This window comes from Saccharopolyspora sp. CA-218241 (genome assembly GCF_050954615.1).
Classification (GTDB): Bacteria; Actinomycetota; Actinomycetes; order Mycobacteriales; family Pseudonocardiaceae; genus Saccharopolyspora; species Saccharopolyspora cebuensis.
Genome location: NZ_CP191860.1, coordinates 36,808 through 50,219, shown reverse-complemented (window position 1 = coordinate 50,219; position 13,412 = coordinate 36,808). Strand labels below are relative to the sequence as shown.

The 13,412-nt window shown below is 73.4% G+C and carries 13 protein-coding genes; 8 read left to right on the top strand and 5 right to left on the bottom strand.

Annotation, left to right across the window (positions count from 1 at the left end; genetic code table 11):
- Positions 1-105 precede the first annotated feature (105 nt).
- The 5 genes from ACQP0T_RS00345 (at position 106) to ACQP0T_RS00325 (ending at position 3,060) form a co-directional block, all read left to right on the top strand.
- A complete protein-coding gene (locus ACQP0T_RS00345; protein WP_433870761.1) occupies positions 106-690 on the top strand; it encodes a hypothetical protein in 585 nt (194 codons plus the stop codon).
- A 60-nt stretch (positions 691-750) separates the two neighbouring features.
- Positions 751-1,464, top strand: coding sequence for a YcnI family copper-binding membrane protein (locus ACQP0T_RS00340; protein WP_433870760.1), 714 nt, complete (start codon positions 751-753; stop codon positions 1,462-1,464).
- Complete coding sequence (locus ACQP0T_RS00335) at positions 1,461-1,979, top strand: copper resistance CopC family protein (RefSeq protein WP_433870759.1); 519 nt, start codon at positions 1,461-1,463, stop codon at positions 1,977-1,979. The genes ACQP0T_RS00340 and ACQP0T_RS00335 overlap by 4 nt, the downstream gene beginning before the upstream one ends.
- 281 nt (positions 1,980-2,260) lie before the next feature.
- A complete protein-coding gene (locus ACQP0T_RS00330) occupies positions 2,261-2,728 on the top strand; it encodes a hypothetical protein (protein ID WP_433870758.1) in 468 nt (155 codons plus the stop codon).
- Positions 2,725-3,060 carry a winged helix-turn-helix domain-containing protein gene (locus tag ACQP0T_RS00325; RefSeq protein ID WP_433870757.1) on the top strand — a complete coding sequence of 112 codons (336 nt, stop codon included), beginning with the start codon at positions 2,725-2,727 and terminating at the stop codon, positions 3,058-3,060. Before ACQP0T_RS00330 ends, ACQP0T_RS00325 begins: the two co-directional genes overlap by 4 nt.
- Before the next feature lie 189 nt (positions 3,061-3,249).
- Here the strand turns inward: ACQP0T_RS00325 and ACQP0T_RS00320 are convergent, their stop codons facing one another.
- From ACQP0T_RS00320 to ACQP0T_RS00310, 3 genes are all read right to left on the bottom strand, one after another.
- Positions 3,250-3,537, bottom strand: coding sequence for a hypothetical protein (locus ACQP0T_RS00320; protein WP_433870756.1), 288 nt, complete (start codon positions 3,535-3,537; stop codon positions 3,250-3,252).
- Between the two features lie 146 nt (positions 3,538-3,683).
- Complete coding sequence (locus ACQP0T_RS00315; protein WP_433870755.1) at positions 3,684-4,619, bottom strand: phosphotransferase enzyme family protein; 936 nt, start codon at positions 4,617-4,619, stop codon at positions 3,684-3,686.
- Between the two features lie 56 nt (positions 4,620-4,675).
- Positions 4,676-5,983 (bottom strand): helix-turn-helix domain-containing protein, encoded by a 1,308-nt coding sequence (locus tag ACQP0T_RS00310; protein ID WP_433870754.1) that lies wholly within the window; start codon positions 5,981-5,983, stop codon positions 4,676-4,678.
- A 121-nt stretch (positions 5,984-6,104) separates the two neighbouring features.
- Here ACQP0T_RS00310 and ACQP0T_RS00305 point away from each other — a divergent pair, with 121 nt between their 5' ends.
- Complete coding sequence (locus tag ACQP0T_RS00305) at positions 6,105-6,524, top strand: hypothetical protein (protein WP_433870753.1); 420 nt, start codon at positions 6,105-6,107, stop codon at positions 6,522-6,524.
- Between the two features lie 13 nt (positions 6,525-6,537).
- Positions 6,538-6,876, top strand: coding sequence for a hypothetical protein (locus tag ACQP0T_RS00300; protein ID WP_345360032.1), 339 nt, complete (start codon positions 6,538-6,540; stop codon positions 6,874-6,876).
- Between the two features lie 424 nt (positions 6,877-7,300).
- Here the strand turns inward: ACQP0T_RS00300 and ACQP0T_RS00295 are convergent, their stop codons facing one another.
- Positions 7,301-10,771, bottom strand: coding sequence for an L-tyrosine/L-tryptophan isonitrile synthase family protein (locus ACQP0T_RS00295; protein ID WP_433870752.1), 3,471 nt, complete (start codon positions 10,769-10,771; stop codon positions 7,301-7,303).
- A 508-nt stretch (positions 10,772-11,279) separates the two neighbouring features.
- Here ACQP0T_RS00295 and ACQP0T_RS00290 point away from each other — a divergent pair.
- Complete coding sequence (locus tag ACQP0T_RS00290; protein WP_345360610.1) at positions 11,280-11,858, top strand: TetR/AcrR family transcriptional regulator; 579 nt, start codon at positions 11,280-11,282, stop codon at positions 11,856-11,858.
- On the opposite strand, the gene ACQP0T_RS00285 is transcribed toward ACQP0T_RS00290, so the two are convergent.
- Positions 11,828-13,006 carry an amino acid deaminase/aldolase gene (locus tag ACQP0T_RS00285; protein ID WP_433870751.1) on the bottom strand — a complete coding sequence of 393 codons (1,179 nt, stop codon included), beginning with the start codon at positions 13,004-13,006 and terminating at the stop codon, positions 11,828-11,830. The two genes, ACQP0T_RS00290 and ACQP0T_RS00285, sit on opposite strands and share 31 nt — an antisense overlap.
- Between the last annotated feature and the right edge of the window lie 406 nt (positions 13,007-13,412).

Sequence of the window (13,412 nt, the reverse complement as noted above, 5' to 3'; positions counted from 1 at the left end):
TTTGATCCCGACCGTCTGCAACCTATAAACCGTGACCCAAACGGGTGAACAAGGCAAGCTCACCAGCGTTCGACGTGGCCGAACCGACATCTAGACTTGACCGTCGTGGTGGTCTACGTGGCTCCTGCGCAGGGCCTTGTGCGGGTCCTGCGCGGTGCTGTGCTGGCCATCACATCGTCATCACTGTCCGTAGCGGCACATGCCGCCGCGGGCGGCGCGTTGCCTGGTCCGGGCAGCACCGCAGTGATCATCTCCCTCATCGCCGGTGCCGGTGCGGCGCTCGCTGGTCGCAAGCGCGGGTCGTGGAGCATTCTAGGGGCCTTGGCCGTAAGCCAGGGGGCACTTCACGCATTTCTCCAGCTCATGGGCACTCACCAGCACGGCAGCGGGGTCGCTCCGATGCCGTTCTCGCCCTGGGAGATGACCGCCGGGCACGCCGCCGTCGCGGTCGGCACCGCCCTCGTCATGGCCCACGCGGAGCGCGCGCTGTTCGTGGCCGCCTCGCTGCTCGGACGCCTCCTGCCGCGCCGGCCGTCACCACTCCCCGTAGTCGCCGACGTGTGCGCGATCATGATTCCGGCGCCCGTCGTGCGCGTTCTCGCGGAGTTGATCGGGCAGCGCATTCACGGGCTTCGCGGCCCGCCCGGAACTCCCGTTTCCGATCACGATTCGGTGCCATCCGACACCTGATCGTTGTCAATTCGCATTCGCGCCACTATTCGCGCGCGATACCAGAACGGGAGAACAATCTTGTCCGAGAAGTCTCTCGGCGCGCGGTTCGCCGCCGCCGGAGCGATCAGCGCGCTGCTCGCCTTCGCCGGCGCGGGCACCGCGTCCGCCCACGTCAGCGCCCAACCCGGGGAGGCCCCGAAGGGCGGCCACGCCACCCTCGCGTTCCGGGTGCCCAACGAGCGCCCGGACGCGGGCACCGTGGCGGTCCGGGTCACCCTGCCGACCGACACCCCGCTGAGCTCGGTGCGGACCAAGCCGCTGCCCGGCTGGACCGCCTCCGTGGAGAAGGTCACCCTGGACCGGCCGGTGCAGGTCGCCGGGGCCGAGGTCACCGAGGCCGTGCGCGCCATCACCTGGACCGCCCGGCCCGGCACCCGGATCGACCCCGGGGAGTACCAGGAGTTCGAGGCCAGCCTCGGCACGATGCCCACCGACACCGACACGCTGGTGCTGCCCACCGCGCAGACCTACGACAGCGGTGAGGTGGTCCGCTGGGACCAGCCGCCGGCCCCGGACGGCTCCGAACCGGAGCACCCGGCGCCGACGCTGACCCTGGTCGAGTCCGAGGGCGGCCACTCGCACGGCGGCGGCTCCCACCAGGAGGACGGCGCCGCGGCGGCGGGCGGCGGCTCGGACGACACCGCCCGGTGGCTGGGCGGGGCCGGTCTGGTCGTCGGCGCGCTCGGCCTCGGCGTGGGCGCCGGCGCGCTGCTGCGGAGCAGGCGCTCATGAGGCGGGCGCTGGTGGTGACGGCCCTCGCGGTCGCCGCCCTGCTCGGCGGGGCGGGTCCGGCGTTGGCGCACAACGTGCTGGTCGGCAGCGACCCGGCCGAAGGGGCGCGGCTGGAGACCGGGCCACGGGAGGTGGTGCTCACCTTCGACCAGCCGGTCCGCGCGGGTGAGGACTACAACACCGTGACCGTGGTCGGCCCCGGCGAGACCTACTGGACCGACGGGCAGGTGCGGATCGAGGGCAACTCGGTCGTCGCGCCGGTCCGCGAGCTCGGTCCGGCCGGGGAGTACGTGATCGGCTACCGCGTGCTGTCCAACGACGGCCACCCGGTGTCCGGCAAGGTCACGTTCAGCGTGGCCCAGGCCGGTTCGGGCACCCCGGCACCGCCGCCGGAGGCCGCGTCCCAGGAGGAGGGCACCGGCGGGATGCCGGTCTGGCCGTGGATCGCGGGCGCCGCGGTGCTCGTGGTCCTCGGGATGGTGCTGGCCCTGCGCCTGGGCAGGCCGAAGAAGTGACGTTCGGGCCCGGCCCGAAGTCTGAGTGAGGGTGCCCCTCACCTGGTTCCCGCCAGGTGGGGGCACTTTCTCGTCCGGCACGTCCGCTCGGCGGCGCCACGCCGGGCGGGCGGAACCCGCGCCGAGCGGTCGGCACCTGTCCTCGGGCCACCCGGCGTCCGCGCCCTGACCAGCGATGATGACGTGCGCGGTCGGCGACCCCCCGGGTACGTGTGGCATCTACTTCCCACATCGGTTACGCTTTCCATATTGCAAGTACATGCGAGAGGGGAGCCTTCCCGATGTCCGAGAAGTCCGAGCTCGACCAGGTCGCCGACGCACGCCGCCGCCTCGCGGCCCACGCCGAGTTCTCCACCGCCTACTGGGTGGTCAACGGCGCCCTCCTGGTCCTCGTGGCCGGCCTCCCGATCTGGTTCTCCTGGCTGGACGGGTCCGGTTCGCAGTACCTCCAGTGGGCGCTGGTGGCGGTGGTGCTCGCCGCGGCCGTCCACTCCTGGTCCCGGCGCCGCCGCTCCGGGGTCTACCTCCCGAAGCGGATCTACTCCTACCCCACCGCCCGGCTGATCTGGCTGGCCGGAATCGCGATCGCGCTGGTCGGGTTCGGCAGCCTCTTCGCGCTGGTCGAGAACGGGCAGCGGCAGGTCGCGTTCGTCGTGTACCCGGTCCTGGCGCTCGCCGTGCTCGTCATCCAGATCAAGACCCGCTCGGCGATGCGCCGGGACATCGAATCGGGCAAGGTCAAGCCGTGACCGGCCACGATCCCGGACCGGACCGGACGCCGGACGAGGGCGCGGGGCGGAACCCGATCTTCGAGACCGGACCCCGGCTGGCGCTGTGCGCGCTGCTGCAGGGCGCGAAGTGGGTCGACTTCGCCACGGCCCGCGACATGCTGGGCGCGAGCGACTCCGCGGTCTCCAAGCACAGCCGCACGCTCGAGGAAGCCGGCTACCTCGAAGTGCGCAAGGGCTCGGTGGGCCGCCGGCCGCGGACCTGGTTCCGGCTGACCAAGGAGGGCCGGGTCGCGATCCGCGGGCACCTCGACTGGCTCGCCGGCCTGCGCGACGCCCTCGACTCGACCTGAACCGCAGACCTGGGCCGCCAGACCTTGAGCCGCAGTCCCGTGCACGGCTTCCGCCGCCGTGCACGGGACGAGCACGTGCGCGGACCGGTCGGCGGGATCGGGCGATCACCCCGCCGGGGGCCGTCGGGCCGAAGAACGCCGTCCGGGCTCCCGCTGGGCGGAATATCCCGGATCTCGGTGAGCGGTAGCTCAGATTCGGTGAGTTGCTCCATCCGGGTGGAGCGGATCGCCTTCGAGGCGCCGGAGCGCGGCGCGGCCCCGGGTCTCCAGCTCCCGGCGGGTGATCCAGCCCTGGCTGAAGTGCCGGTACGCCTGGCTCAGCCCGACGAGTTCGGCGAGCCGGTCGGCGGCGCGTTCCCGCAGGTCGTCCGGGAGTTCGGGCAGCAGCGCGAGCTGCGCGTCCACCACCTCGTCCAGGACCCGCGCGGAGCGCAGCGCGCGGCGACGCCGGAGGGGGAGCGACTTGAGGAAGTTCATGGGTAACCCGTTCGCGCCGAGGTGCAGCCCGTTCGCTCGTATGGTTTACCCGCTCGACGCGGCTTTCGTCACCATCCATCACCGAATGCCCGCACAAGCCAGGAGTTTTTCCCCCGAACGGCCCAGCGCATTCGGACGCATGAGCACTAACCGTACGGGGCCCACTGGGTTTCGAAGTCCCGCTCCCGGATCGCCCGCAGCCGGTGCCGCAACTGCTCCCGGACGCCCGGGTTGCTCCGCAGGATCGGCAGCGCGCTCACCGCGATCTTGAGCTCCCGCAGGTCGCGCAGCACCGGGAACCCGGGCCACGTGGTGACATCGCGGCCGTAGGCGGCGGCGAACCGCTCGTAGCGCTCCGCCGGGTGCCCCATCCGGAGCCTGCCGACCGCCAGCGGCGTCAGGTCCCACTCCGGCGGGCCGACGCACATCGAGTCCAGGTCGCACAGCACCGGCCCGTCCGGCCCGGCGATCACGTTGCCCAGGTGCGCGTCGCCGTGCACCACCGTCCACGGCAGCGACAGGCTCATCTCCTCCAGGCGGCGCTCCACGTCGGCGCAGTGCCGCTCCAGGAAGCGCCGGTCCCCGGGGTCGAGCTCCTCGGCGTCGGCGAACTTGCGCCGCACGTCGCGCAACGGCTGCCACCAGGGCAGCACCGCGGGCGCGGGCAGCTCGTGCAACCGGCGCAGCAGCCCGCCGAGGTGCTCGGCGGTCGCCGCCCCGACCTCCGGGACCGCCTCCCACAACGTCGCGACGTGCTCGCCGACCCGCACCGGCTGCTCCACGCCGGGCAGCAGCCGCACCGCCGGGACGTCGTGCTCGGCCAGCCAGCGCGCCGCCGCGACCACGTGCCCGGCGCGGTGCGCCAGCGACGGCGCCAGCACGATGCGCACCACCACGGGGTGCTCGCGCAGCCGGAAGACCGCGTTGTTGACGAAGCGCAGCAGCCGGGCGCCGCGGGGATCGAGACCGGCCGCCGCGCAGACGTCGGCCAGCGCCACCGCCAGCTTCGGGCCGCTGTAGCGCCCCGCGGGCGCGGAACGGGACGACCGCTCGCCGGTGCCCGAGCGGACTTGCGAAACCATGTGCTCCAACCGGGAAGAACCCGCCGCGGCGGGGGTCGTGCGCGAGGACGTCCGGATCAGGCGTCGCGGAACAACCGGACGTCCTCGACCAGCTCGCGGGCGTCGGGGTTCATCCGGTGCCGGGCCGCTTCGAGCTGCAGCGGGCGCATCCGGTCCACGATCCGCTGCGACTTGACCCGCTCGGCGAGCTGCAGCGCCTTGCGGCCGGTCCGGATGCCCTCCTGCAGGTCACCGGAGCGGATGTGGTTCGTCGCCTGCATGCTCAGCCCGAACACGTGCGAGCGCTGCATGCTCGGGCCGTAGGAGGCGTTGGCCTTCATCGTCGCGGCCACCGCCAGCGGCGCGTGCTTCTCCGGCGAGTACACCGCCAGCGCGTCCTGCGCCGAACCGATCATGCAGTGCAGGTCGTTGGCATCGAAGAAGCGCACCCAGTCCGGGGCCTCGCGGCCGTCGTGCCGGGCGAACTCGTCCTTGGTGCGGCCGAGCATCTGGTGCACCTGGTCCGGCCGGTTGAGCATCCCGTAGGCCCACGCCTGGTTGGCGCTGAGCACCGCGACGGTCAGCGCGCAACCGGACTCCTGGGCGGCGACCTGGCCGAGCTGGAACAGCTTCAGCGCCTCGTTGGGCTCCTGGTAGTGCAGGTAGACCCGGCCCATCCGGTAGAGCACGCAGGCCACCAAGCCCTCGTCACCGGCCTGCTTGGCGAACTCCAGGGCCTTGCCGAAGTGGCCGCGCGCCGGGTCGAGCAGCCCGGTGTCGAAGGACGTCCACCCCGCCAGGCTGTGCATGTCGGCCAGCGCGACGAACAGGTGCCTGCGCACCTGCTCGGTGGCGCTGGCGTCGAGGAGCTGCTGGGCCCAGGACAGCTGCGCGACCACCGCGTCGCGGCAGGTTCCGCCGCCGTAGCGGTAGTCCAGGTCGCGCAGCGCCTTGGTGGCGGCCTGGATCTGCTGCACGTCGGTCATGCCGATCCGGGTCGGTGCCGGCGTTTGCGCGCTGGCGGGGTTCCACGCGCTCGCCTCCACACCGAGCACCGCCGCGCCCATCGTCACGGTCGCGGCGTGGGACAGAAAGTTCCGGCGTTTCACCGACTCGTCCTCCTCAGCCTCGGGGTTCTTCGCCGAGCCGACCCGGACCGCCGTGGCCCCGTCGTAGGCGAGGCCCATGAACCCCCTCGGGATACCCAGCCCGTCAGCGATGCGCGCCAGCACGTCGTAGGCCATGACCTGCCGACCCTTGAGGATCTCGGACACCTCGGACTGCGACTGCCCCGTCGACGCCGCGATCTGCCGCTGCGAGACCCCGTGCCTGCGGAGCTGCTTGTAGATCTCGCTGACATCGCGCCGCGCCAACGCGTCCCGCATCTCCCGTTCGTTCCAGGTATCGGGAGTAACGGGCGAGCCGCTCGAACCGATGATGTTCATTTAGACCCCCTGACGCTCTGCACGGGCGTTGGTCGCAGAGTAAGGGCACTCCGTCAATGCGGTGAAGTGCGTTTCGGTAGAGGTGATCGGCAGGGCCGAAGTCCGCCGACCGTTCGTCGTCGCCGTCGGCCCGGTCGTCGCCTACCCGCTAGCCGCGGTGGCCGACGCACTCCAATCTAGTCATCAGCAAGCAACCGAGCACGGACGGGGAAAGGCGGAACCGGTGGACACCACATCGCGGCAGGAGCAGGAGGGGATGGGCCGTCCGGCCGAGTCCGCTCCGGCGCCCGCCGACCGCCGCCGCTGGTGGCGCGTCGACTGCCGCGACGTGACGGGTTCCCGCCGCTTCCTGACCGTGCTGGTCAACCGGGACAGGGTGGTCCTCGTCGGACCGCCCGGCAATTCCTCGGCGCTGACCCGCACCGGAACGGTCCGGGTGAGCACGGCGCTGCGGGATGCCGCTTCTCAGGCGAGAAAGTGACGGTGACGCTTCGGTGGACGAGATACTGGGTCAGGTGCTGCGGCGCGCGGTGTGGGAGCGGCTGGACTTGCTGTCCGAACTGGCCGACCGCGCGGACGCCCCTTCCCTGCTCTCCGTGGCGCGCTCCGAGCTCCCCCGGCTCACGGAGGGGTGGCGGACGCTGCTGGCCGCTCACGACGCCGACGACAAGGGCAACTGCCCGGAGTGCTCGAGCCGCTGGCGCCCCCAGAAAGCACCGTGTTCGGTGTGGCGCTCGGCCTACGAGCACCTGGTGAGCGGTGGCCTGGCCCCCCGTCCCGCCCGGCACCTGCGACCCGCGCCCGACGCGCGACCGGCGGCGCAGGTGCCGTAGACCGGCGGACCCGGGACCGGAAAGCACCACCCCCTCCCCGACCGGTTCCCGGGCCCGCCTGGCGGCGGTCGGCGACGCACCAGCCGTGCGCCCCCGACCTCGGCACCGCGTTCGCCGACCGCCGCTGAAGAACTCCACAGGGGTCCAGATTTCCGCGGGCCGGTGCTGACGCACTCCCCTCCCCCGACCGGTGCTGGTCCGCGGACTCCACCTCTCCGGCTGCCGTTTCCCCGGACGGCCCGGAGGTGGGAAGGCACTGGTGGCTCGTCCCCCCGACACGGGCCACCAGTGCCTTCCGCTTCATCCCCCCGCCTGCGCCGTCAACCGGTCAGCGGCGGGTCCCTTCGGCGAGTGAGGGGCACCTTCATCCGAGTAAGCCGGATGAAGGTGCCCCTCACTCAGGTCACTTCCGGGTCAACGCGTCTCATCGGCGGCGGAGGCGGATCCTGGCGGCGAACTCCGGATCCAGGCGCACGCCCCCGGACACCGCCGGTGGGGGTTCCGCGCCCCGCTGGGCCGGTACCGGCCCCTGGCCCGGCTCCGGCAGTTCGGTGCGGTCGGCCGGGACCATGAGCCAGGGCTGGCGGGGTCCGAGCAGCGGCGAGTACACCGGCACGAATCCCTGGTCCAGCGTCGAGATGGCGAAGTCCACCGCCACCTGGCCCCGGCCGTCGACCACCCCGGTGCCCTGCCACGGCAGCAGCCCGGACCCGCCGAGGTAGGTGAAGCCGAGGCATCCCGGGCGCGACGCGGTGACGGTGAGCCGGACCCGGTGGCCGAACATCCGCTCGTAGCCGAGGTCCTCGTCGACCTGCAACGTCGCCAGGTAGCGGATCGCGGCGCGCCACGCCCGGCGCAGCACCGCCGACCGCTCGGCGCGCACCGCGGCGGGCACCCCGCGATCGGTGGTGTTGTAGATGTCGGCGTAGACCGCCGCCGACCAGGCCAGCCGGTCGCCGCCGGGCGGCTCGCCCACCGGCACCGAGTAGATCAGCGACATCAGCATCTCGCGGAACAGCCCGACGATGTGCGGGCGCAGGCCGGTGATGCCCGCGGTGCGCTCGTGCACCCGCTCCAGGGTGCGCAGCGGCTCGTCGGTGATGTCGAAGTCCCGCAGCGAGTCCGCGAGCAGCGCCCGGTAGCGGCTGATCCGCGCCGCGCGCACCGCGTGCAGGTCCGGCCCGAGCCGCTGCCCGGCCACCTCGTCGATCTCCTCGACCGTGGTGCAGTCGGCGATGCCCACCAGCTCGACGTACTCGCGCAGCTTGCGGCGGTACGCCTCGGTGATGGCGGGCGGGCGGCTCCGGAAGTGCCGCCCGTCGCTGAGGATGTTGAAGTGCAGCCCCGGCGGGTGGATCGCGCTGACCGCCCGCTGCAGCTCGCGCAGCCGGGCCAGCCCACCGAGCTCGGCCAGGTCGGGCAGCGGCCCGGCGGCCTTGAGCCGGTTCAGGCACTGCTTGACCGGGAAGCCCAGCAGCACCACGTCGATCGGCCGGTCCTGCCGGAGGAACGGCTCGACGTCCCGGCGCAGGTCCTCGACGGGGTAGTGCGCCCGGGCGCCCTTGATGAACTGCTTGCGGGTGAGCACGTGGTGCAGCGCCCGGATCACCCGGTCCCGGCGGTCGGGCAGCGCGCGGCACCGGTCCAGGCCGAACTTGGCGGCGGCGCCGCGGGCGACCCGGGCCGCGGCGCGGTCCCCGTCGGCCAGGATCGACCCGACGATGGACAGCGACTCCGACTCGCTCAGGTGCACCGCCCAGCGCCGCGCGAGCCGGTTCTGCCGCAGCGCGCCGACCTGCAACTCCTCCAGGGAGTGCGTGTGCGACAGGCGCGGTCCCGACCGCGGCCGGGGGCTGGTCTCGAAGGTCGCGATCACCGCGTCGGTGTCCACCGCGGGTTCCTCCGGCGGGTGCTCGGTGGCCAGTCCGGGCGCGGCGACGGCCACCGGCAGCGCGCCGGTGAACTCCTTGGCCACCGCGAGCCGGTTGGCCACCAGGTCGTCGAACACCGCCACCACGTCGACCGGGCCGAGGTCGCGCAACCGCTCGACGGTGAGCTCGCAGCGCGGGCGGGTGCGGTCGTCGGGCAGGAACAGCAGCGTCGCGGCGGGCACCCCGGCGGCGCGCAGCACGTCCTCGGTGTGCTCCCGGTAGCGCTCCCGCCTGCCGGTGCAGAACACCACCCGGCCGCCCGCGTCCTGCACGTCCCACACGAACCGGGCCAGCCCGGCGTTGACGCCGTCGCCGCGCAACCGCTCCTGCGGCCGGGACAGGAAGGCGCGCAGGAATTCGGTGCGCACCTCGTGCCAGTCCACCTCCGGGTACCGGCCGCGCAGCCCGCAGCGGTCCACGAAGTGGCGCCAAGTGGAGACCGCGTGGGTGGGCAGCACCGGCAGCGCGCCGGGTCCGGAGAACTCCGGGATGCCCTCCGGCGCACCGGGGCGCGGACCGGACACCGAGCGCACCGCGTCGAGGATGCGCTGCAACGGCAGCAGCGCGCACAGGTCGACGTCGATGACCACGGCGGGCTGCGGCAGTCCGGGATCCCACCGCCGCCGCCGGGTCCGCTCCTGCACCCGGCCGAGCACGTCGGTGAGCACCGCGTGCTGCTCCTCCGGCACCGAGTGCACGAAGCACCGCAGCGGATGCCGCCCGCCGAGCAGTTCCGCGGTGCGCGGGGCGAGGTAGCGCAGCTCCTCGCCGATCACCCGGTCCACCGCCCGGCGCACCGACCGGTAGCCGGGTCCGGTCCGGCCGAACCCCTCGCTGAGCCGGTCCAGGGTGCCGACCAGCGCCTGCACCCCGGCGGCGACCTCGGCCTCGGTGGGCCGCTCCGACACCCGCGCGCAGTCGGTGACCACCACCCGGCCGGTGGCCTCCAACTCCGGGGACAGCTCGAAGCCGACCCCGGCGGCGTCCAGCGAGAACAGCCCGAGCCGGTGGCCGTCCAGGGCGAGCCGGAAGGTGCGCAGCAGCGGCCGGACGAAGTGCTCCAGGAAGTGGTCCAGGCCGTCCTCGTGCCGCTCGAAGCGGTTGCCGACGACCGTGCGCAGCAGCTTCGGCGGCTCTCCCGGGCCGCCGAGCAGCGCGGCGAGCGGGGCGACCACGGTGCCGCCGGGATGCGCGGGATGCGCGGGTGCCGGGTCGGGGACGCGGGCCAGCGCGGCCGTTCCGCTGCCCGCGTCGACCACCGCTGCCGGGGTCGGCTGCGTCGCGCAGTGCATCCGCAGCACCGGGTCGGACTCCACCGCCGCCGCCAGCCGCCGCCAGCCCCGGATGCGGTGCAGCACCTCGGTCCGGTCACCGACCGCGTCGAGCTGCAACGACCGCCCCGCGTGGGCCGCCGGCCGCGGCGCGGTCCCGGTCAGCGCGGCGACGCAGTCGCGGACCAGGTGGTCCTCCGGCCCGGCGGTGATCACCTCGCCGGGCGGGGCGGGCGCGGCCGGCCGGGCGGCCCCGGGCAGCGAAACACCGGTCAGCGAACCCCCGGGCAGCGAACCGGTCAGCCGCCGCAGCCACTCCGGGTCGTAGCGCTGCCGGGTGCGGCGCAACCGGATCAGCGCCCGGTAGAGGTCGGTCCAGCGCGGTTCCCGCCCCAGCGGCAGGCCGCGCCCGGTGCCGAGCCCGGTGAGCAGCAGCCGACCGCACCGGTCGCGGTCCAGCCGGAGGCCGTAGCGCCCGGCCGCGAGCAGCGCGTCGGCCTCGGCCGGGTCCAGCGGCGACCACGGGTCGGGCGCCGGCGGCGGCTCGGTGTCCCGGTGGACCGGGTGGAGTTCGGCGAGTCGGGCGGTCACGGGGCCGTGCGGCCCGCCGCTCGGCGGTCTGCTGGTGCGGGTCCTGCCGTGCGGGCAGCCGACGTGGCGCGCCGCCCGCTGATCCCCCCTGCTGGTGTCCATCGAGCCAGCACAGCACGATGAACGCACCGGAAACGAGAGGCGTCTGCGCAGTAACCCACGTTGACCTTCCTGCCGCGGAGCACGACGACGGACTCACGCTAGATAGTGACCTTGCGCGCTGACAACATGACTGAATGCATATGCCGCAGCCGTAACGCGGCGCTCCCGTCCGCCGATCGCCCCGGCGCCGGGGGCTCCGCCGCTGGAAGGAACGGTCAAGATGTCTGACCCGGAATCACCTGTTCGTATGATCAACTTTCGGCGAGTCCGGGACGCGTGCGGGCATTTCGACCGGGAAACTGTCCAGAGCACCGGATTCGAGGACAATCCTCACCGGACCGTCGTCGTCCCGACCGTCGAGCACCCGCTCGGCAGCCCCGCCGCCGCCGGCGGTGGGCGATCGGCGGCGCGGGCCGGGTCGCGTGATCGAGGAGTCGCCTTGCCAGCCGAAGCAACCCCCTTGCGCCGCAAGCCCGTCCAGCAACGCAGCGCGCAACGCGTCGAGAAGATGCTCGTCGCCTGCGCCCAACTCATCGACGAGGTCGGCTACGACGGGTTGACGACGACCCTGATCGCCGAGCGGGCCGGCGTGGCGGTCGGTTCGCTGTACCAGTTCTTCCCGGACAAGCGGGCGGTCGTGCAGGAGCTGACGCTGCGCAACCTGGACCGCTTCGTGCGCACCATCTCGGCCCGCTTCGAGGAGCTGGAGCTGGAGCACTGGTGGGACGCGGTGGGCGCGGTCTTCGACGTCTACCTCACCATGCACCGCGAGGTCCCGGCGTTCAGCAGGCTGCACTTCGGCGACGTGGTGGACCTGCGGCTGCTCGACCCGGGCAAGGACAACAACGCGGTCATCGCCGAGCAGCTCACCACGCTCATCTCGGCGCGGTTCGGCATCGAGCTGACCGACCTGGCGCTCCCGCTGGCGGTGGCGGTGGAGGCCGCCGACGCCATCCTGCACATGGCGTTCCGGCGCGATCCGGCGGGCGACGACGCGCTGGTCGCCGAGGCGAAGGAGCTGGTGCGCGGCTACCTGTCCACCCGGATGCCCGCGGATCAGCCGAAGCACCTGCCCTCGCCCCGGTAGGTCGGGGTGGCTTCGACCGGCCCGTCCGCGCCGATCAGGTGGTAGTGGGTGAACCGCTCGGCGAGCTCCCCCGCCTTGGCCGGCCGGAACCACACCCGGTCGCCGAGGCGGAGCCGCCGGGCGGCCGGACCGGTCACCGGCGTCTGCACCTCGCCCGCGCCTTCGGTGCCGAGCAGCCGGAGCCCGGCGGGCAGGTGCGGCGCCGGCACCTTGTCCGCGCCCGCCGGGCCGGAGGCGATGTAGCCGCCGCTGAAGGCGGTGACGACCCGGCGGGTCGGCCGGTGCACCACGGGCAGCGCGTACAGCAGCGCCGGCTCGGGGTGGAACGCGCGGTACCGGTCGAACAGCGTCGGGCCGATCAGCCCGGATCCGGCGGCGACCTCGGTGATCGCGCCGTCGGCCCGGGTGCGCTCCAGGCTCCCGGTCCCGCCGCCGTTGACGAACTCGAGCGGGGCCAGCGCGCCCACCGCGCGCACCACCTCGGCCCGGCGGTCGGCGAGCTCGGTCGCCGAGCGCCGCTGGATCCAGCGCAGCACCGCACCGCGCACCGGCGCGCCGGTCGGCGCGTCGCCGAGCCCGGCGATCTGGCCCTCGTAGGCCATCAGCCCGACCAGCCGGAAACCGCGGCGCCGCACCAGTTCCTCGGCCGCCCGGCGGGCCTGGGCGGCGGTGTGCACCGGCGAGCGGCGGGTGCCCACGTGGACGCCGGGCAGCGGCCGCCAGGACGCGTCGACCTCCAGGCAGAGCCGGATCTCCGGGTGCGCCGCGCCGAGCGCCGCGTCGATCACGTCGAGGTGCTCCGCGGAGTCGACCACCAGGGTGATCGCCGCCGCGGCGGCGGGGTCGGCGGCCAGCGCGCGCAGCGCGGCCCGGTCGGCCGTCGGGTAGGCGACCAGCAGGTCGTCCGAGGTCCCGCACCGGTGCAGCCACAGCGCTTCGGCCAGCGAATAGCACATCAGCCCGGCGAAACCGGGCCGGTCGAGCACCCGGCGCAGCAGCTCGCGGCAGCGGACCGACTTGGTGGCGATCCGGATCGGCACCCCGGCCGCCCGCCGGACCAGGTCGTCGGCGTTGCGGTCCAGGGCGTCGAGCCCGACCACCGCGAAGGGCGGGTCGAGCTCGGCGGTCACCGCATCGAGCGTGCGCACACCACCAACGGTAAGCCGCGAACCCTTGTTATGCGAATCCGTTTCACATAACTTGCCCCAATCAGCACCCACCGCGCCCGCCCGGAGGTGTCCGGCCCATGCCGCAACCCCCACCCGAAGCGAGGCGCCCGCCCGGACCAGCCACCCCGGCACCCGCCCGGGAAGCAGGAGCAGGTGAGGGGCCCCCTTGCCCCAGCGAGGACCGCTTCCAGGATGGCCTGCGTGGCGGTGCCGGTAGCGGAACCTCAGCGGCGGTGCCGGTTGCGCGCCTCACCGCATGCGGCTCCGCCGCATTCCGAAAGGACCTCAAACTCGGGCATGGGTGCCCCTCACCTGCCCCTCGAACGGGTGAGGACGGGGGCTTCAAGGTGGTTTGCGGAGGCCGCTTCACCCGGACGGTTGATGA